The sequence below is a fragment of the Nocardia cyriacigeorgica genome, assembly GCF_005863245.1.
Lineage (GTDB): Bacteria > Actinomycetota > Actinomycetes > Mycobacteriales > Mycobacteriaceae > Nocardia > Nocardia cyriacigeorgica_C.
This window is the reverse complement of the sequence record NZ_VBUT01000006.1, coordinates 437,046-454,939: the sequence shown is the minus strand read 5'-3', so window position 1 is coordinate 454,939 and position 17,894 is coordinate 437,046. Positions and strand designations below refer to the sequence as shown.

Here is a 17,894-nt window from a genome sequence, read left to right as displayed (position 1 = left end):
CCTGGTCAGCGGGCGGTGAGGGCGAGTAGCGGTGACGTGGCCGCGTCCACCGGCAGGATGCGCCCCGATTCGTCGGCCATCCCGAGCCCGCGCAGCCAGGTCTCGAACTCGGGGGCGGCCCGCAGCCCGAGCACCTGACGCACATACAGCGCGTCGTGAAACGACAGGCTCTGGTAGCCGAGCATGACGTCGTCGGCGCCGGGCACCGCGATCACGAACGCCGCCCCCGCCACACCGAGCAGCGTGAGCAAGGTGTCCATATCGTCCTGGTCGGCCTCGGCGTGATTGGTATAGCAGACGTCCACGCCCATCGGCAGCCCGAGCAGTTTGCCGCAGAAGTGATCTTCGAGGCCGGCGCGGATGATCTGCTTGCCGTCGTAGAGGTATTCCGGACCGATGAAACCGACGACGGTGTTCACCAGCAGCGGGTCGAGTACGCGCGCCACCGCGTAGGCGCGCGCCTCCAGGGTCTGCTGATCGACCGGATGGCCGCCGGTGCCCAGATGCGCTCCGGCCGACAGCGCCGATCCCTGCCCGGTTTCCAGGTACATCACGTTGTCGCCGACCGTCCCCCGCCCCAGCGAGCGCGCCGCCTCGTTGGCCTCGGCCAGCATGGGCAGGGTGACGCCGAAGCTCGCGTTGGCGCCCTCGGTGCCCGCGATGGACTGGAACACCAGGTCGACGGGGACGTTCTTGTCGATGAGTTCCATCGTCGTGGTTACGTGGGAGAGCACGCAGGACTGCATCGGGATGTCGAAACGGGTGCGCACGTCATCCAGTAGATGCAGCAGATCCGCTGTGGCCCTGGGTGAATCGGTCGCCGGGTTGATGCCGATGACGGCGTCACCGCAGCCCATCAGCAGCCCGTCGAGGGTGGCGGCGGCGATCCCGCGCGGATCGTCGGTGGGATGATTGGGTTGCAGGCGCGTGGAGATCCGGCCGGGCAGACCGATCGTGGTGCGGAAGGCCGAGGTCACCGTGATCGCCTTGGCGACGGCGATCAGGTCCTGGTTGCGCATGAGCTTCGACACCGCCGCCACCATTTCCGGTGTCAGGCCCGCGGCGATCCCGGACAGGGTCGCCGCGGCGTCCGGCGTGGCCGCGGTGGCCAGCAGCCAGTCGCGAAACCCGCCGACGGTGAGATGCGCGATCGGCGCGAAGGCCGCCCGGTCGTGGCCGTCGACGATCAGCCGGGTCACCTCGTCGGTTTCGTACGGCACCACCTGCTCGTCGAGAAACGTGGTCAGCGGCAGATCGGCCAGCACCCAGCAGGCCGCGGCGCGTTCGGCGTCGGACTCGGCCGCGCAGCCGGCGAGCTGATCACCCGAGCGCAGCGGCGTGGCCTTGGCCAGCACTTCCACCAGCGAACCGAAACTGAAATTCCGGCCGGAAACGCTCTGGTGGTAGGTCATTCGAGTTCCTCCTCCGCGCGGGCCAGCACCGCGAACTCCTCATCGGGCGAGTTCGCGACCAGCCGGTGGCGGCTGTAGAGACCGAAGTAGGCCAGGAACGCGGCGAACACCGCCAGGCAGCACAGCGCGGCCTTGGTGTCCACCAGGAAGGTCGCGACCACCGCGAACGCGGCGACGACCAAGGCGAAGCCGGTGGTGACGATGCCACCGGGCGTGCGGTAGGGCCGCGCCATCCCCGGCTCACGGCGGCGCAGCACGATGTGGCTGGTCATCATCAACACATAGCTGACCGCGGCGCCGAACACGGCCATATTCAGCAGCATGGCGCCCTGGCCGGTGAAGGTGAGCCCGAAGCCGATCACGCCCGGCACGATCAGCGCGAGCACCGGCGCCTTGCGAGAATTGGTGACCGACAACGACTTCGGCAGATAGCCTGCCCGCGAGAGCGCGAACAGCTGGCGGGAGTAGGCGTAGATGATGGAGAAGAAGCTGGCGATCAGTCCGGCCAGGCCGATGTAGTTGACGATCTTGGCCGCCCCGCTGTCACCGAGCGCCTCGACCAGCGGGTTGCCCGAGGACTGCATGGCCTCGGCACCGCCGGCGCCGGTGGTGAGCACCAGCACGAGCGCGCAGGTCACCAGCAGCACACCCATGGCCGCCACGATGCCGCGCGGGACGTTGCGCTCGGGATCCTTCGTCTCCTCCGCCGCCAGCGGCACCCCCTCCACGGCGAGGAAGAACCAGATCGCGAACGGGATCGCCGCCCAGATGCCGATGTAACCGTGGGGTAGCACGCTGGAGGCGCCCGCGGCGTCGCTCACCGGGATGTTCGTCAGGTTGGCCACATCGAAGTGCCCGATCGCGGCGACGACGAACACGACCAAGCCGACCAGTGCGATGGCGGTGATCACGAACATCACCTTCAGCGCCTCACCGACACCGCTGAGGTGGATGCCGATGAATACCGCGTAGACGGCCAGATACACCCACCAGCCGTCCTGGATGCCGAACAATCCGAGCGACTCGACGTAGGCGCCGATGAAGGTGGCGATCGCGGCCGGTGCGATGGCGTATTCGATGAGAATGGCGGTGCCGGTGGCGAATCCGCCCCAGGGGCCGAGCGCGCGCCGGGCGAAGGTATATCCACCGCCCGCGGCGGGCAGCGCCGAACTCATCTCGGCCATTCCGAGCACCATCGCCAGATACATGGCGGCGATGATCACCGCGGCGATGGCCAGGCCGCCGAAACCGCCTTGTTCCAGGCCGAAGTTCCAGCCGGAATAGTCGCCGGAGATCACATAACTCACACCGAGCCCGGCCAGCAGCAGCCAGCCGGCGCTGCCTCGCTTCAGCTGGCGTCTGGCCAGGTAATCGCTGGATTCTGCATGCGATTCACTTCCCTGATTCCGGGATTTGTCGGCGTCGAGAACAGACATCTGCGGCTCCATACGGGCATCGGATATTCGGCGGCGAGCAGCGATCGCGGGCGCAACCGGAAATGCTCACGTCGGCACAACGTACTGAGCGGATATGACGGGCCGCCTACGTTTGTCGAATCTCCTGTGAGAAATCGAGCGCCGGAAATTCCCACCCCGCGTAACACGCCGGAAACATTTACTTCGGCGCGCTTGTGATAATCGTCGATACGGCGCCGGCCGGCGGCGTCGTGCGGACAGGACGGAGCGCGATGCCCGAGGCGCAGGGGCGGCGACTGATCGCCGAGACGTCGCCGGTCGGCGGCCTGGACCGGCGGCGGTTGCCGTTCGCACCCGTGCTGGCCCAGTCGGTGGCAGCGGTGGCGCCCGCCGGAACCGCGGGCGTCACCCCCGCGCTGGTGCTCGCGACGGCCGGCGGCGGCGGCGCGCTGGTAGCCTTCGTGTGCGCGGCGATCCTCACCGTGCTGGTCGCGGCCTGTATCCGGCCGATGGCCCAGCGGATGGCGTCGGTGGGTGGGCTCTACACCTACGTCGCGCGCGGGCTCGGACCGAAGGCCGCGGTGCCGACCGGATGGTCGGCGATCGTCGGCTACGGGGCGGTGTCCATCGCGGGCCTGATCGCCGTTGGCGCCTACCTCGCGCATGTCGCGGCGAGCGTCGGCCTCGCGCGCGGGACACCCGCCGTGGCCGTGGGGGCGGTCGCGGTGGTGGCGGCGCTGGCCGTCGGCGTGATCCTCATCCGCGGCATCCGGATGTCGGCGTGGACCACGCTCGGGGTGGAGTGCGTGTCGATCGTGATCGTCGCGGCGGTACTGTTGGTGCTGATCACGACCCATCACAGCGACGCCCCGGCGAGTTCGGTGTTCACCTTCGACGGTGATCTCCAGCTGCTGGCCGTCGGCGTGGTCGTCGCGGTGAGCGCGTTCGTCGGGTTCGAGAGCTCCACCACGCTCAGCGGCGAAGCGCAGCAACCGTTTCGCTCGATCCCGCGCGCGCTGGCGTGGACGCCCGGACTCTCGGCGGCGATCTATCTCACCGCGGTGCCGATCCTGGCCATCGCGCTGCGGCACGCGCCGGCATCGGACAGCTCCACACCGCTGGTCGAACTGCTCGTCTTCGATGGTTCCCGCACGCTGGCCGCGTTCCTGGATCTCGGCATCGCCGCCTCGTTCTTCGCCTGCACGCTGGCGTCGATGAACGCGCTGGTGCGGGTGCTGTTCTGCATGGGCCGCGAAGGGGTCGCACCGCGCACCTTCGGCCATGTGCATCCCCGTTTCCGCACGCCCTCGCACGCCGCGCTCGCCGCCCTCATGGTGGTGGCGGTGGTGCCGGTGGTGGTGCTGGCGGTGGGGGCGACGCCGGAAGACGGGTTGCGCGCGTTCCTTACCTTGAGCGCCTGCGGGTATCTGGGCAGCTATTTCGCGGTCTGCGTGTCGGCGCCGGTGCTGTTGCGGCGCATCGGGGAGAACAGCGCGCGGGTGTGGGTGCTCGGCGGGCTCACCGCGACGCTGCTGCTGTTCCTCGCCGGCAATGCGGCGATCTCGACGGTGCGCGACGGCAACCGGGTGATCCTGGTGTACGGCCTCATCATGGCGGCCGCGGTGCTCTACACCGGCTATCTGGCCGTCGTCCGGCCCGCGCGGCTCGCGGCGGTCGGCATCTACGACGAGACGCAGCGCTCCGACCTCGCACGGGCGGCCACGTTCCGATGAGCCCGCTGCGCGATCCCTCCCGGCATCACCCGAGCACCGTCTCCAACTCGCTGCGCATCCTCGAAGTCGTCGCCACCCTCGGACTCGGCGTGACCGCGAAAGAGATCGCCGCAGCCCTGCATCTGCCCGCCGCCACCGCCTACCGGCTGCTCAACGCCCTGGTCGCCGAGGAGTACCTGGTGCGCACCTCCGACCTGCGCGGTTTCGGACTCGGTGCGCGGCTGGACGGTCTGATCAGCGCGGCCACTCGGCCGATCGTGCCGTTCGCGGCCCGCGCGGCGATCGAGGAACTGCGCGCGTCCGTGCGATTCGGCGTGCACGTGATGGGATTCCGGGCGAGCACCGTGCACGTCATCGACGCCGATCCCGACCATCCGGTGCGGGCCGAACGCGAACTCGTCCGGTACCCGCACGCCTCGGCAGCCGGCAAACTGTTGCTCGCCCACCACCCCGATGCGCGCGAGGTGCTCCCCTCTCGGCTCCCCCGGCTCACGCCCGCCACCGTCACCCACCACGCCGCCCTCTCGGCCCAGCTCGACGCGGTACGCCGCGACGGCGTCGCCACCCAGGTCGACGAACTGGAGCCCGGCCTGAGCTGCGCCGCGCTGCCGATCACCGACGCGGAGGGACAGGTGCGCGGCGCCCTGTGCCTGGCGGGACCATCCACCCGCGCCGACGCGATCCTGGCGCATGTGGACGCGGCGGGGCGGTGCGCGAAAGCCCTCGGTCCGCTGTTGTACTGACCGACGGCGGCGCCGCGCCAACCTCGGCTGGCAGCGGAAGCCGCGCGGTGAGCGGGGATGGAGCCACTGCCGGCGCACGGTGAGGCGCGTGTAACAGCTCACCTTCTTGACTGTCGATCAAGACAGTTCTACCGTTGCGGCAATATTTTCTTGATTGACGATCAAGATGTGACGATTGCGCGAGAGGGCACGCCATGGGCACAACCGAACAGCTACCCGCCGAGGACACCGCGACGAACAGGCGGGAGGTGCGGTTCCCCTCCGGCGCGCAGGAGTGTGCGGCGTGGCTGTACACCCCCGCGACGCCGGGGCCGCGGCCGATGGTCGTGATGGGGCATGGGCTCGGTGCGGTGCGGCAGCTGCGCCTGGATGCGTTCGCCGAGCGGTTCGCCGCGGCCGGGTGGTCGGTGCTGGTGTTCGACTACCGGTATCTCGGGGCCAGTGGCGGGACGCCGCGCCAGCTGATCGATATCGGCGAGCAGCTCGCCGATTGGCATGCCGCGCTCGCTTTCGCGCGCACGCTACCCGATGTCGACACCGAGCGAATCGCGGTGTGGGGCAGCTCGTTCGGCGGCGGGCATGTGTTGCAGGTGGCCGCTGACGACGGGCGGGTCGCTGCGGTAGTGGCGCAGTGCCCGTTCACCGACGGGCCCGCGTCGTTGCTGGCGCGGCTGCGTGCCGGAGCGCTCAGCGCGCTCGCGCTCACCGCGGCCGGGCTGCTGGATACCGCCGGATCGTGGTTCGGTGCGAAGCCGGTGCTCGCGCCGATGGCCGGCGCGTGGTGGATGCCCGCCTTCCTGGTGTCGCCCGACACCGTCTCCGGCGCCTCGGAGCTCGTTCCCGCGGGCACCCGGCTGTCGGCGAAGGCCAGTGCCGCGCTGCGCCGCCTGCCCAAGGTGCGCGCGCAGCTGTCAACGAATATCGAACTCTCCGACCAGGACACCGCGACCGCGTCGGGCACCGACAGCATATGGGGCATGTTCACCGGCCCCGACGACAGTTTCACCGCCGTGAACGCGCTCGCGGCGCGACTGGTGTTGCGGCTGCCGTTCTATCGGCCGGGCCGGGCGATGGCGCGCATCCAGGCTCCCACCCTGGTGTGCGTGTGCGACCGCGACGCCGTCGCCCCGGCGGCCACGACCATCGCGCACGCCTCCGGACTCCCCCACGTCGATGTGCGGAGCTACCCGTGCGAGCACTTCGACATCTATGTCGGTACCGAGTTCGAACGAGCGATCCGCGACCAGGTTGCCTTCCTGACCGACCAATTCCGTTAGGCCCCAAAGGTTTCGAAGCTCAGTCCGCGGTTCACGAGGCCAGTGCCAGTCCTCGGGCGCCGCGGACGAAGGCCGACAGGACCGCCTGCTTGTCGGCCACCTCCGCCGAATGCATCAGCAGACCCTCGATGACGAATACCCCCATGGTCACCACCGCGTCGAGGTCGTCAGTGGTGAACCCGAGTTCGGCCAGCTCGAGCCGGAACAGCCCCTCGGCCAGCGCATGGAACCGCTCATGCCACTCGCGGACCGGCACCGACTCCTTGGACCGCGCATGAACCGTGGTCACCAGCCGGCTCACCTGCTCGAGTTCGGCGACGACCCACTCCAGCTGATCTGTCAGATCGGTGTGCGCGCGAGCGTTGTATCGCTTCATCGAATCGGCCAGCACCTCGTCCAGCACCGCGATCAGCACCGCATCCTTGTCCTGGAAGTACCAGTACACGGTGTTGGACACCACCCCGGCCTCCTGCGCGATCCGCGCAACCGACACCGCCTCGTACCCCTGCTCGACGAACAGCCGCCGCGCCGCGGCAACGATCTCCCCGCGCTTCTCCTCGCGATCCCGTGGACGTCTGTTACGAGGCATCACCGACTCCGATCGCTCACTGCCCGACCCACCCGATGCTATCTTGACCGTCCGCCAAGACGGCGGGCGACGCAGGTCTTCACCTGATCGTGGCGAGGCCGGCGGTGGCCGAGAACGGGAGTCGGCATGCGCCGGCCACCTGGAGCCTGCGCGATAGCCGGCCCTACTCAGAGGTGACGTATGCGAGTGAGACGACGTCGACTCGCTACATACGCCCGCACCTCGCCCAGATCAGCGATTACGTCTACCGCTTCTACCCCGTCGAACTCGACGCCGAAGCACGCGGTCGTATCCACTCCACCGATGAACAGCTCACCGTCGAAGCGCTCGCCGGTGGGATCCGCTTCTACGAAGCTGTACTGCGCGGAACACACTGACCGGCTGCCTTGCGACCCGCCGCAAGGCGGGTCCGAGACAACCCAGAGCGACCTGGATCCCGGCACTTACGATCTTCTGCATGCGGTTGACCACACTTCCCGCCGACGCGCGGGCCCGACGGAGCGCCGAGATGAAGGAATTTCTCCGGTCCCGGCGAGCCAGGGTGTCTCCGGCTGATGCGGGCATGGCCGTAGGTGATACTCGTGGCCGTCGCACCCCGGGGCTGCGCCGCGAAGAAGTGGCGGTCCTGGCTGGTGTCGGCGTGTCGTGGTACACGTGGCTGGAGCAAGGGCGCGATATCAACGTCTCCGGTGAGGTGCTGGATGCGATCGCCCGGGTGCTGCGTCTGGATGCGGCCGAGCGTGAGCACCTCTACCTGCTGGCCGGGCTGAATCCGCCGCCACCGGCGTCCGCGAGTCGCCCGGTTCCGGAGGAGTTGCGGCGCGTCATCGACTCCTGGCTGCCGCGCCCGGCCTACGTGCTGGATCGGCATTGGAATCTGGCGGCGGTGAACCGGGCGGCCGAGTTGGTGTTCGGATACGGCGAAGAGGACCACAACTGCCTGGTCACCTTCTTCACCAGCAGCCGCTATCGATCGTCGCTGTGCCATTGGCATGATGCCGCTCGGGCCATCGTCGCCCAGTTCCGGGCGGACGCCGCACGCTATCCGGACGATCCGGAGTTCGGCCGGCTCGCCGACGATATGTGTTCGGTGAGCGCCGAATTCGCCGAGATCTGGGCCGAGCACGAGGTGCGCGACACGACGACGGGCACGAAGGTTCTCGACCATCCGGAGGCCGGCGAGCTGGTCTTCGACTACACCACCTTGCTATTGCCCGATCTGCCCGGCCATCGGCTGCTGCTGCACACGCCGTCGGCGGATACTGAAACCGAGCAGCGGCTGACCACCCTGCTCGCAGCGACAGTCGGATAGCCGGTCGCCGGTGCGGCACGTGCGAGCGACGGTGGCACTGGTGCCGCGACGAGTACGAAGGCGTCGTGCACGCGATGTGGCTGAAGGCGGTACCGGCGAGGGTGGTGGTGGCAGACCCAGGTTCGTTGCGCACTGCTCGAATCCCCGTGCCGCCCGCAGGATCGTTCCCATGCAACGATTCACCAACCGCACTGTCCTGATCACCGGCGGCACCTCGGGCATGGGCCTGGCGACGGCCCGTCGTCTGCTCGACGAAGGCGCCTACGTCATCATCACCGGACGCGACGACGCCCGTTTGCAGCGCGCCGCCGCCGAACTCGATGCCGGACCACGGGTGCTCACCGTGCGCGCCGACGTGGCGAACCTCGACGACCTCGATGCGCTGATGCGCGCCATCCAGACCTGGCGCGGCCACCTCGACGCTGTCTTCGCCAATGCCGGCGTCGGCCTTTTCAAACCCAGCACCGAGCTCACCGAGGCCGACGTCGACCAATCCCTCGACGTCAACTTCAAGGGCGTGTTCTTCACCGTGCAGAAGGCCGTGCCGCTGCTGAAGGAGGGTAGCGCGATTGTCCTCAACGCCTCGTGGACGCTGCACCGCGGCCTGCCGGTCGCCTCGATCTACTCCGCGACCAAGGCCGCGGTGCACAACTTGGCGCGCACCCTCGGCTCCGATCTCGCACCCCGAGGAATCCGCGTCAACTCGGTCAGCCCCGGCTACATCGACACCGAGATGTATCGCGACGCGAACAGCGACCCCGACGCCGACGCACACAACGCCGCACAGGTACCGCTGGGCACCATCGGCCACGCCGCGGAAGTCGCCGCCGCCGTGGCCTTCCTCGCCTCCGACGACGCCTCCTACATCACCGGCCAGGACCTCGTCGTCGACGGCGGGCTGGTGGGATCGGTCGCCAATCGATAACCCGGTAAGCATCCGACCCGCCGCAGGTGCAGGCTTCCTACCTGCACCTGCGCAGAATCTCGGCAAATAGCACACCGGCGCGCGATCGGCCCGCGTGACCACGACGGCCGCGCCGCGCCGGGCCGACGTTGTGGTGCGGGGCGGGAGCTTGTACCGCCGGTACCGGCCTGGCTGCTCCGTATGACCACAGCCACCGAACCTCCCACCCGGTCCATCGGGTGAAGGGTTCGGTGGTTTGTTTCGGGAGCGGACAAACCCTCGCCGTCGCGGTCCCGTGCGGGCGGAGCGACGTGGCCGCCCCGAGTTCAGCGGGTCGCGATGATCGCCGAACCGTGGCCGAACAGACCCTGATTCACCGCGATACCCGCGCGGGCATCGTCCACTTGACGCCCGTCGGCCTGGCCACGCAACTGCCAGGTCAGTTCGCAGACCTGGGCGATGGCCTGCGCGGGGATCGCTTCGCCGAAGCAGGCCAGGCCGCCGCTCGGGTTGACGGGGATGCGTCCACCCAATGTGGTTGCGCCGCTGCGTAACAGGGCTTCGGCACCACCCTTCTCGCAGAGGCCGATGTCCTCGTACCAGTCCAGTTCCAGTGCGGTCGACAGGTCGTAGACCTCCGCGAGGGACAGGTCGTCGGGGCCGAGGCCGGCTTCTTCGTAGGCGGCGTGTGCGACCGCGGAGCGGAATTCGCGGGGTGGGGGTTCGACGGCCACGGCGGAGTCCGTCGCGAAATCGGGTAGGTCGAGCACGGTTTTCGGGAAGGTCGGGGTGACCGTCGACAGGGCGCGGATGCGGACGGGGTCGGTGACGCCGTGGCGGCGGGCGTAGTCCATCGACGTCAGTACCAGCGCGGCGCCGCCGTCGCTGGTGGCGCAGATGTCGAGCAGGCGCAATGGGTCGGAGACGATGGCCGAGGCGGCGACCTCCTCGGCCGAGACCTCCTTGCGGTAGCGGGCGTACGGGTTGTTCAGGCCGTGCCGGGCGTTCTTCACCTTGACGGCGGCGAAGTCGTCGAGGGTGGCGCCGTGCAGCGCCATCCGGCGGCGGGCATACAGCGCGAAGTAGATGGGGTTGGTCGCGCCGAGCAGGTGGAACCGCAGCCAGTCGGGGTCGTCGCGGCGTTCACCGCCGACCGGCTGGAAGAAGCCTTTCGGGGCGGCATCCGCGCCGACGACCAGGGCCACGTCGCACAGTCCGGCCAGGATCTGGGCCCGCGCGTTGGCGATGGCCTGAGCGCCGGAGGCGCAGGCGGCATAGCTACTCGAGATCCGCGCACCCGACCAGCCCAGCGCCTGGGCGAAGGTGGCGCCGGCGACGAAACCGGGGTAGCCGTTGCGGATCGTGTCGGCACCGGCGATGTAGCCGACGTCGCGGTGGTCCACCCCGGCGTCTGCGAGCGCGGCACGCGCTGCGACCAGCCCGTATTCGACGAAGTTGCGTCCCCATTTGCCCCACTGGTGCATTCCCGCACCGAGGACGGCGATATCGCGGTCATTCGATTCAGGCATCGACCGGCCTCCACATCCACACCGTGTGCTCGGCTTCCTCGTCCTCGTACAGCACGCCGAGCGTCAGCTCGACGGGCATGCCGACCGCCAGATCGTCGACCGTCAGACCACGCACCACCTGGCCGAGGATCACCATCTGCTCGACGTCGAGTTCCACCGCCGCCACCACATAGGGCTCGAAGGGATCGGGCGAGACGTAGGGCGCCGGCGGTTTGTACCGGGCGTCGGCATACGACCAGATCCGGCCACGGGTGGAGAACAGGTATTCGGTGAGCTCGGAGCCGTCCTTCGGGCCCGGGCACTGCGGATTCCGGCAGGCCAGGGTGTTGCGCGGGAAGTACGGCGTGCCGCAGGTCGTGCAGCGGCTTCCCTTCAGGCGCACCGTGCCGTCATCGGCGGTGAACCAGTCGGCCACGGCGGGGCGTTGTTCTTTCTGCACGAACCCGACGTTATAGGAACACGTTCTATTTTGGGCCGGAATTCCGCTTCCGGAAACCACGGGCGGAGGTACGGTGAGGCCGGATCGGGTAGGCGATCGCCGCCTGGAGTCGACCTGGAGATCACCACGCGATGGGCACCGAACTCATTGACCCGCAGTCGATTCGCAACGTCACGGTCGTCGGCGAACCCGGCGATACGACGCGCGTCGTCCACCGTCTGCACCGCGCCATGGCCAGGACGCAGCCGTTCGCGGGGACGGCCGGCCACACGATCCGGCTCGCCGAACTGTCGAGCCACGCGCCGATCGCGACCCTCGAGCGATCCATCCGCCTGGCCGACGGCGTGCTGGCCGTCATGAACGCCACCACGAGCTGCCCGCGACTCGAGGCGGCGCTGCGCGTCGCCGACGATCACCAAGTCGCGCGGCTGTGCCTGGTGACCGGCCTCGATCGGCCCGGCGCCGATTTCGATCGCTGCGTGCGCACCATCGCGGGCACCCACGGGGCGGTGCCACTGGTGCTGCACATTCCGCACGGACTCGGCGCGCGCTTCGACGGCGTGCTGGACCTGATTCCGATGTGGGCGATCGCGCCGGTGGCCGCCGCGTATTACGGGCGGCAGTGGGAACTCGCCGAGCAGTGGTACCGCCGGTTGCGGGACGCGGTCAGGAATTCCGGTGCCACTTCGGCCGATGCTGGTGTGCCGTCGATGTCACCGGAAATGCTGCATGACCGCGTCCGCCGCCTCACTTATGTCGGCGACGCCGTGCCCGTGCTGTGCGATGCGACGCCGCGCGGCGAGGTCGCGCCCCTGGTGAACGCCATAGTGCGATACCTGCCGTCGCCCCTGGAGGTCTGTCAGCCCGAACATGCCCTCGACTACTGACAGGCGCGGCAGGTGGGGTAGCGTCCGGCGCCGCAATCACACGGCTGATACCGGCCCCGTGGCGAACGATGCGCCGACGGCAGCACGCCGTCGGCGGGACCCTGACTCATCGGCAGTCCGGCGTCCGGGATCGTGACAGTGAGAACTGTTATCGCACAGGGCGATTCGTTCAGCTCAGCGTCTTCAGCGCGGCCGGATCGTACGGCTTCAGCTCATCGAGGCGTCCTTCGAGCACCTTCGACGCCCACTCCGGGTCCTGTAGCAGCGCGCGGCCGACGGCGACGAGGTCGAACTCGTCGCGCTCCATCCGGTCGAGTAGGTTGTCGAGGCTGCCGAGTTCGGCGCCCCGGCCCCGGAACGCGTGCAGGAAATCGCCGTCGAGACCGACCGAGCCGACGGTGATGGCAGGCTTGCCGGTGAGCTTCTTGGTCCAGCCCGCCAGGTTCAGGTCCGAGCCCTCGAACTCCGGCAGCCAGTAGCGGCGGGTGGAGGCGTGGAAGGCGTCCACGCCGGCCGCGACGAGCGGGGCGAGGATCGCCTCGAGCGCCTGCGGGGTCTCGGCCAGCCGCGCGTCGTAGGCCTCCTGCTTCCACTGCGAATAGCGCAGGATCACGGGGAATTCGGGCGAGACGGCCGCGCGCACCGCGGCCACGATCTCGGTCGCGAACTTGGTGCGGGCCACCGCGTCACCGCCGTAGCCGTCGGTGCGGCGGTTGGTGCGCTCCCACAGGAACTGGTCGATGAGATAGCCGTGCGCACCGTGCAATTCGACGCCGTCGAAGCCGATACGCTCGGCAGCCGCGGCCGCGTCGGCGAAGGCTCCGATGACGTCGTCGAGGTCGGCCTGCGTCATGGCCTTGCCCGCGCCCTCGGTGCCGTCGACGCGGATGCCGGACGGGCCGACGGCGGGAGCATCGGGGTAGGGCTGTTCACCCTGGTTGCGGACCATGCCGATGTGCCACAGCTGCGGCACGATGGTGCCGCCCGCCGCGTGCACGTCCTCGGCGACCTTCGCCCACCCGGCCAACTGCTCCTCGCCGTGGAAGCGCGGCACCCGGTCACTGTTGCCTGCCGATGCGTGGCCGACGTACGTCCCTTCGGTGACGATCAGGCCCACGCCTGCGGCGGCGCGGCGGGCGTAATAGGACCGCACATCATCACCGGGAATACCGTCGGGCGAGAACATGCGCGTCATCGGCGCCATCGCGATGCGGTTCGGGACGGTCAGGCCGTTGAGCTGGACGGGCCGTGACAGGACCTCGGCGGTGCGGGAGGCCGCGGACGCGGTGGTGGTCACTGGATACTCCTGGGGTTACTTGACAACATCAATGGTTGAGCACTTCAAGCAATCGCCCACGGTAGAGGTAAGTATTTGAGATAGTCAAGTTTCTGCGGATAGGCTGGTGGCATGACACAAGCGCCCCCGATCGATACGGCCCAGCTCATGGAGCTGCTCTCGGTGTCACTGGGCGTCTACTACGGGGACTTCACGATCGCCGCCGCGAGCGAGAATCTCACCGCCAGCCAGGGCAAGACATTGACGGTGCTGCGCCGGGGACCGGTCGCGATGCGCGCTCTGGCCGACATCCTGGCCTGCGACGCCTCCAACGTGACCGGAATCATCAACCGCCTGGAGAAGCGCGGCCTGGTACGCCGCGAGCCCAGCGCCCTCGACCGACGCGTCACCAACCTCGTCATCACCCCCGAGGGCGAGCGCGTCACCAACGCCATCCGCGCGAAAATGCGCACCACCCAGGAGGGTCTGAACCGGCTCAGCGCCGAGGAACGCGATCAGCTCGGCACCCTACTGGACCGCGTTTTCCGCACCCGGCCGGACTGAGCAGTGGAGGGTGAGAGTATCGGCGACGCAGCGCGCCAGGAACCCCTCGTCGATGGACTCTTCCCCCACCATCAGGCGGAAATACAAGGGCGCGGCAAGCGTTTCGATCACGGCCCGCGGATCCACGTCTTCGGGTAGCTCACCCCGCCCGACCGCTCTCGTGATCACCTCGGCCGTTCGTTCGAACCGGTCGCGCCAGAACCGGCGGCGGGCGGCGTCGACTTCGGGGTCCGACGACAGCGCAATGGCCGTGCCGAGCAATCGCGCGATTCCCGGGCGCGCGATCAGCTCGGAAATCTGCTCGGCCAGCACCAAGAGATCCGTGCGGAGAGCTCCGGTGTCGGGCATCGGGTTATCGGCGGTGGCGAGCTCGGTGACGGCCTCGGCGATCAACGCCGTGCGGGTGCCCCAGCGCCGATAGATCGTCGTCTCGGCGACGCCGGCCCGGGCGGCTACATCGCCGATCGTCAATCCCTCGATGCCGTGCTCGATCACCTGATCCAGAGTCGCGGTGAGCACCGCCGCGCGCACCCGCGCCGAGCGGCCCCCGGTTCGCTTACGCGCCTGGGGCACTTCGGACTGCACATCGTCATCTCGACGCTGATTCATAGTCCTGTTCTACTCGACACTTATGCCGCCGGGCGGTAGTCGGCTGCCGCGTGCGGGTCAGCGCAGATAGGCCGAGATCCAGTTGCCGAATTCGCAGGCGAGATGCCACTGATGTTCGGCGACCGGCATCCGCGGCAGCGTGGCCGGGAAGGCGACAGCGAACCGGCCGCGGAAGCCACCGCCTGGTTCGTCGCGGAACTGGTGGCGCACACCGCCGATGACGACACCGTCGGTCAGGGAGGCGACGCCGGCAACAGTCAGCGGGTAGGCCGGATCGGCGGGCACCATCACCCTCGCCGTGTCGGTGTAGTCGACGAAGAATTGGCTGGCCAGCATCGCGCCGCCGGTCACTTCGACGACCTCCTGGCGACCGTCCGGCAAGGTCGCGATGATGTAGTGATCCGGGCAGGCATCGGTCCACACCGCGCGGTCGTCGTTCACGCGCGCTCGATCGAACCAGTCCAGGAACCCGCCCGCGCTTCCCCGGTCACTCACGATCTCGGCGACCGAGTACTGCCACCGCCCGGCCGAGGCAGCGACTGCGGCCCGGGCGGCCGTGTCGGTGGCCGCGAGTTCGGGGGCGAGCAACTCGCGGAGGCCGTCCTGCCCGATCAGCACGCGCGCTCTGGCCAGCGCCGAACGTGCGGCCTCCAGATCATCGACGGCGATGGCGAAACGCCTGAGGAGCGAGTCGATCTCGCCCGCGAGCACGCCCGCATAATCCCTGCGCAGTCGCGCCGCGGCCACCGAGAGCCGTCTCCGTTCCCATTCGACGACCCTGGCGGGGTCGACCTCCGCTCCATCGAGAAATGTGCGGAGGCCGGCGCGCGGTTCTGTGTGTGCAGGTGATGCGGAGCCGTTCCCGGCGCCGGCATAGGCGGCCGAAGCGAGGGCAGCCGTTGCCCCAGTCGCACCGATGATGAAGTTTCTCCTGTTCAGCATCTGCCATCCCTTTCGCCGCGGACTCGTTCACGACCACCGGGACGCTGGAGCCACTTAACGCTATTTGTTCTTGCGTTAAGACAGCATCATCGGGCCCTGGGGTGAAGTCAACGGGTTTCCAGAAATTAACGACAGAGATTCTTGCGTTAGCGCTGACGATGGATGCGGTGGCACGCGTAGACGCCGGGGGCTACCGTCGGCGGGCACAGCACCGACAGACAGGAGCCCCACGTGACCAAGGTGTTCACCTCACTCGACGATGTTCGTGCCGCGCTGGGCGAGCAGATCGGTCCCAGCGAGCCGCTCGTGGTGGATCAGGCGCGGATCACCGCCTTCGCCGAGGCCACCGGCGACCTGCAATGGATTCATGTCGATCCCGAACGCGCGGCCGCCGGCCCCTACGGCACCACTATCGCTCACGGTTATCTGACCCTGTCATTGCTGCCGGAATTCAGCCGTTCGCTGGTGTCGTTCGCGTTCGGGTCCGCGCGAATCAATTACGGGGTCAACAAGGTTCGGTTCCCCGCGCCGGTGCCGGCGGGCTCGGAACTACGTGCGTCCGTCACCCTCACCGACGTCACCGAATCGCCCGCGGGCGCCCTGGTGAGCACGAAGTACGTGGTGGACGGCGGTGCGAGCAAACCGGCCTGCGTGGCCGAAACACTCGTGCTCATCGTCGACTGATCACGCGACAGCGAAGATCGCGCCGGCACCCACCGCTTCGACCAGGCAGTAGAACCAGATCGGATAGAACGCGGTCGGTGCGTCCAGCAACCGCGATACCGCCCTGCCGACCGCCATACCCGCCAGCGCCATGCCGACGGCCAACGCCGCACCGGAATGCGCGCCGCCCTCCCCCGCAGCCGACCAGCCGAGCACGAGCGCCATCGCGATTCCGAAGCCGCCGTAGACCGCCCGGATCTCGTATCGGCTCTCCGGGGCACTCACCTCCAGGCGGAACGGACGAGCCAGCAGCGCGGGCGCCGCGAACGCGTAAAGCCCCATCCCGCCGAAGAATACGGCGGACAGGACCAGCACGACCGATCTCATCCGAGACCCTCCTTATCCTTCTTCCAGAAGGCGGCCACCGCACCCGCGAGCACGAGCAGTCCGAGCGCGTCCAGCTTCGCCACGCGCAGCAGGGCGGGCCCGACCGGCTGTTCGAACGGAAGCAACGCCACGAAACCCGCCATGCTGACGGCGTTCGCGGTGATGGCGGCGGTCCGCAGCCGCGGGCGGAACACCGCCACCAGCAGGCCCGCACCCAGGATCGCGAACAGCATGCCGCGGTGACGCAGCAGGAGCCGAAGATCGCCGTCGACGGCATCGAGCCCGTAGGCACCGGCGGCACGGTCGACGGATACGACCGCCACGGCCGGAAGCAAGTTCAGGATCGCGGCCGCGGTCAACATGAGCCGGCCGCAGAACTGTCCAGGCATCGTTCTCCTCGGTATCGAAGTCACCACCAAGCCTGACCTGCGCGATCACCGGGCGCTTCCGAAAACCTGCTGTTATCGCGCCTACCGAGCACCGGGGGGCCTCGTCTCCCCGCAAGGATGTGGATCACCGGCAAGGGCCGATGTGGCGGCGGAGCGCGACGGTTCGGCTCGCGCGCGTAGTCCACCCGCTCCAGCTCCCTTCAACAGGTCGCTCGGTGATGAACGGTTCCGGCACCGCGCGCTGCTGCGCCGTGACCATCACGTCATGGCGCTCGATCTCCGGGGGCATGGTCGCTCGAGCGTGCGTCGGCGGGGGCGGTTGCGGTTGTGTCCATGTAGGTCTGGTCGTTCTTGGCGGCGAGCCGCGCGCCGGGAAGGTACTTGACCGCGCGCGGCGCGACCAGCATGCTCGCGCGCACCGCGGTGGCGTACACGCGGAACGCTGCGGTGTCGACCGGGCTGGGATGCACGTCGAACAACTCGGCCGCTCGGTGGTGCAGCAGTGAGCGGACCGCGAAATCCGGCAGTGTCGAGGGAAGCCATGAATCCGGGCGCAGGACTTGCGATTTCAGCAGGTCGGAGTGCACGCTCGGCCGTAGCTGGGTGGCGCACGCCTCGGCGAAGTAGTCGACGAAGGCCGGCCAGCTGTCGGGTTGGGCGCGGGCCGAGATGCCGTAGCGGCGGTACCAGTCGCGGCAGTCGGCATACAGTTCTTCGCGGTCGTCGGACGACAGTGGCCGGATGAAGGTCTCGATCGCGGTGACGAGCGTGTCGACGTAGGTCGCGTGCTGGAAGAACACTTCCGCGTCCCTCCCGATCGACGT

The 17,894-nt window shown here is 68.6% G+C and carries 20 protein-coding genes; 9 read left to right on the top strand and 11 right to left on the bottom strand.

Annotated elements, in window-relative coordinates; all coding sequences use genetic code 11:
• Positions 1-5 precede the first annotated feature (5 nt).
• Positions 6-1,412: an ethanolamine ammonia-lyase subunit EutB gene (locus FEK34_RS18115; RefSeq protein WP_138448991.1), complete on the bottom strand. Its 1,407-nt coding sequence runs from the start codon at positions 1,410-1,412 to the stop codon at positions 6-8.
• Complete coding sequence (eat, locus tag FEK34_RS18110; RefSeq protein ID WP_138448989.1) at positions 1,409-2,848, bottom strand: ethanolamine permease; 1,440 nt, start codon at positions 2,846-2,848, stop codon at positions 1,409-1,411. Before eat ends, FEK34_RS18115 begins: the two co-directional genes overlap by 4 nt.
• A 251-nt stretch (positions 2,849-3,099) precedes the next feature.
• Here eat and FEK34_RS18105 point away from each other — a divergent pair, with 251 nt between their 5' ends.
• The 3 genes from FEK34_RS18105 to FEK34_RS18095 all read left to right on the top strand — a co-directional run bounded on the left by FEK34_RS18105 (position 3,100) and on the right by FEK34_RS18095 (position 6,580).
• Positions 3,100-4,560 carry an APC family permease gene (locus FEK34_RS18105; RefSeq protein WP_138448987.1) on the top strand — a complete coding sequence of 487 codons (1,461 nt, stop codon included), beginning with the start codon at positions 3,100-3,102 and terminating at the stop codon, positions 4,558-4,560.
• Complete coding sequence (locus FEK34_RS18100) at positions 4,557-5,303, top strand: IclR family transcriptional regulator (protein WP_138448985.1); 747 nt, start codon at positions 4,557-4,559, stop codon at positions 5,301-5,303. Before FEK34_RS18105 ends, FEK34_RS18100 begins: the two co-directional genes overlap by 4 nt.
• Before the next feature lie 194 nt (positions 5,304-5,497).
• Positions 5,498-6,580, top strand: coding sequence for an alpha/beta hydrolase (locus tag FEK34_RS18095; RefSeq protein WP_138448983.1), 1,083 nt, complete (start codon positions 5,498-5,500; stop codon positions 6,578-6,580).
• A gap of 31 nt (positions 6,581-6,611) precedes the next feature.
• Here FEK34_RS18095 and FEK34_RS18090 read toward each other — a convergent pair whose 3' ends face one another.
• Positions 6,612-7,169, bottom strand: coding sequence for a TetR/AcrR family transcriptional regulator (locus FEK34_RS18090; RefSeq protein ID WP_138448980.1), 558 nt, complete (start codon positions 7,167-7,169; stop codon positions 6,612-6,614).
• A gap of 173 nt (positions 7,170-7,342) precedes the next feature.
• Here FEK34_RS18090 and FEK34_RS18085 point away from each other — a divergent pair, with 173 nt between their 5' ends.
• From FEK34_RS18085 to FEK34_RS18075, 3 genes are all read left to right on the top strand, one after another.
• Positions 7,343-7,546 carry a hypothetical protein gene (locus tag FEK34_RS18085; protein ID WP_138448978.1) on the top strand — a complete coding sequence of 68 codons (204 nt, stop codon included), beginning with the start codon at positions 7,343-7,345 and terminating at the stop codon, positions 7,544-7,546.
• 80 nt (positions 7,547-7,626) lie between these two features.
• Complete coding sequence (locus FEK34_RS18080) at positions 7,627-8,481, top strand: helix-turn-helix transcriptional regulator (protein ID WP_138448976.1); 855 nt, start codon at positions 7,627-7,629, stop codon at positions 8,479-8,481.
• A gap of 169 nt (positions 8,482-8,650) precedes the next feature.
• Positions 8,651-9,406, top strand: a complete 756-nt coding sequence (locus FEK34_RS18075; protein ID WP_138448974.1) for an SDR family NAD(P)-dependent oxidoreductase — start codon at positions 8,651-8,653, stop codon at positions 9,404-9,406.
• 305 nt (positions 9,407-9,711) lie between these two features.
• Here FEK34_RS18075 and FEK34_RS18070 read toward each other — a convergent pair whose 3' ends face one another.
• Positions 9,712-10,914, bottom strand: a complete 1,203-nt coding sequence (locus FEK34_RS18070) for a lipid-transfer protein (protein ID WP_138448973.1) — start codon at positions 10,912-10,914, stop codon at positions 9,712-9,714.
• Positions 10,907-11,353 (bottom strand): Zn-ribbon domain-containing OB-fold protein, encoded by a 447-nt coding sequence (locus FEK34_RS18065; protein ID WP_138448971.1) that lies wholly within the window; start codon positions 11,351-11,353, stop codon positions 10,907-10,909. Before FEK34_RS18065 ends, FEK34_RS18070 begins: the two co-directional genes overlap by 8 nt.
• Positions 11,354-11,484: 131 nt before the next feature.
• On the opposite strand from FEK34_RS18065, the gene FEK34_RS18060 reads away from it, so the two are divergent.
• A complete protein-coding gene (locus tag FEK34_RS18060; RefSeq protein ID WP_138448969.1) occupies positions 11,485-12,240 on the top strand; it encodes a hypothetical protein in 756 nt (251 codons plus the stop codon).
• A 169-nt stretch (positions 12,241-12,409) separates the two neighbouring features.
• Here the strand turns inward: FEK34_RS18060 and FEK34_RS18055 are convergent, their stop codons facing one another.
• Entirely contained in the window at positions 12,410-13,537 is a 1,128-nt protein-coding gene (locus FEK34_RS18055) for an NADH:flavin oxidoreductase (RefSeq protein ID WP_138448966.1), read from the bottom strand.
• 111 nt (positions 13,538-13,648) lie between these two features.
• Between FEK34_RS18055 and FEK34_RS18050 the strand changes: the two genes are divergently transcribed.
• On the top strand, positions 13,649-14,080 hold the full coding sequence (locus FEK34_RS18050; RefSeq protein WP_249359341.1) for a MarR family winged helix-turn-helix transcriptional regulator: 432 nt from the start codon (positions 13,649-13,651) through the stop codon (positions 14,078-14,080).
• Here FEK34_RS18050 and FEK34_RS18045 read toward each other — a convergent pair.
• Together FEK34_RS18045 and FEK34_RS18040 are read right to left on the bottom strand one after the other, a co-directional pair.
• Positions 14,045-14,689, bottom strand: a complete 645-nt coding sequence (locus tag FEK34_RS18045; RefSeq protein ID WP_138448965.1) for a TetR/AcrR family transcriptional regulator — start codon at positions 14,687-14,689, stop codon at positions 14,045-14,047. The genes FEK34_RS18050 and FEK34_RS18045 overlap by 36 nt on opposite strands.
• Positions 14,690-14,746: 57 nt before the next feature.
• On the bottom strand, positions 14,747-15,436 hold the full coding sequence (locus FEK34_RS18040) for a hypothetical protein (RefSeq protein ID WP_212748776.1): 690 nt from the start codon (positions 15,434-15,436) through the stop codon (positions 14,747-14,749).
• 426 nt (positions 15,437-15,862) lie between these two features.
• Between FEK34_RS18040 and FEK34_RS18035 the strand changes: the two genes are divergently transcribed.
• Complete coding sequence (locus FEK34_RS18035) at positions 15,863-16,315, top strand: MaoC family dehydratase (RefSeq protein ID WP_138448963.1); 453 nt, start codon at positions 15,863-15,865, stop codon at positions 16,313-16,315.
• Here the strand turns inward: FEK34_RS18035 and FEK34_RS18030 are convergent, their stop codons facing one another.
• The 3 genes from FEK34_RS18030 to FEK34_RS18020 form a co-directional block, all read right to left on the bottom strand.
• Positions 16,316-16,681 carry a DUF4345 family protein gene (locus FEK34_RS18030; protein WP_138448961.1) on the bottom strand — a complete coding sequence of 122 codons (366 nt, stop codon included), beginning with the start codon at positions 16,679-16,681 and terminating at the stop codon, positions 16,316-16,318.
• Complete coding sequence (locus tag FEK34_RS18025) at positions 16,678-17,070, bottom strand: phosphopantetheine adenylyltransferase (RefSeq protein WP_138448959.1); 393 nt, start codon at positions 17,068-17,070, stop codon at positions 16,678-16,680. Before FEK34_RS18025 ends, FEK34_RS18030 begins: the two co-directional genes overlap by 4 nt.
• A 263-nt stretch (positions 17,071-17,333) precedes the next feature.
• Positions 17,334-17,870: an oxygenase MpaB family protein gene (locus FEK34_RS18020; RefSeq protein ID WP_171048270.1), complete on the bottom strand. Its 537-nt coding sequence runs from the start codon at positions 17,868-17,870 to the stop codon at positions 17,334-17,336.
• Positions 17,871-17,894 lie beyond the last annotated feature (24 nt).

Coding starts and splice junctions, on each gene's coding strand:
- FEK34_RS18090 (WP_138448980.1), bottom strand. CDS start 7,169: ATGCCTCGTAACAGACGTCCACGGGATCGCGAGGAGAAGCGCGGGGAG.
- FEK34_RS18080 (WP_138448976.1), top strand. CDS start 7,627: ATGCGGTTGACCACACTTCCCGCCGACGCGCGGGCCCGACGGAGCGCC.
- eat (WP_138448989.1), bottom strand. CDS start 2,848: ATGTCTGTTCTCGACGCCGACAAATCCCGGAATCAGGGAAGTGAATCG.
- FEK34_RS18025 (WP_138448959.1), bottom strand. CDS start 17,070: ATGCCTGGACAGTTCTGCGGCCGGCTCATGTTGACCGCGGCCGCGATC.
- FEK34_RS18115 (WP_138448991.1), bottom strand. CDS start 1,412: ATGACCTACCACCAGAGCGTTTCCGGCCGGAATTTCAGTTTCGGTTCG.
- FEK34_RS18095 (WP_138448983.1), top strand. CDS start 5,498: ATGGGCACAACCGAACAGCTACCCGCCGAGGACACCGCGACGAACAGG.
- FEK34_RS18105 (WP_138448987.1), top strand. CDS start 3,100: ATGCCCGAGGCGCAGGGGCGGCGACTGATCGCCGAGACGTCGCCGGTC.
- FEK34_RS18060 (WP_138448969.1), top strand. CDS start 11,485: ATGGGCACCGAACTCATTGACCCGCAGTCGATTCGCAACGTCACGGTC.
- FEK34_RS18045 (WP_138448965.1), bottom strand. CDS start 14,689: ATGAATCAGCGTCGAGATGACGATGTGCAGTCCGAAGTGCCCCAGGCG.
- FEK34_RS18070 (WP_138448973.1), bottom strand. CDS start 10,914: ATGCCTGAATCGAATGACCGCGATATCGCCGTCCTCGGTGCGGGAATG.
- FEK34_RS18075 (WP_138448974.1), top strand. CDS start 8,651: ATGCAACGATTCACCAACCGCACTGTCCTGATCACCGGCGGCACCTCG.
- FEK34_RS18050 (WP_249359341.1), top strand. CDS start 13,649: ATGACACAAGCGCCCCCGATCGATACGGCCCAGCTCATGGAGCTGCTC.
- FEK34_RS18030 (WP_138448961.1), bottom strand. CDS start 16,681: ATGAGATCGGTCGTGCTGGTCCTGTCCGCCGTATTCTTCGGCGGGATG.
- FEK34_RS18100 (WP_138448985.1), top strand. CDS start 4,557: ATGAGCCCGCTGCGCGATCCCTCCCGGCATCACCCGAGCACCGTCTCC.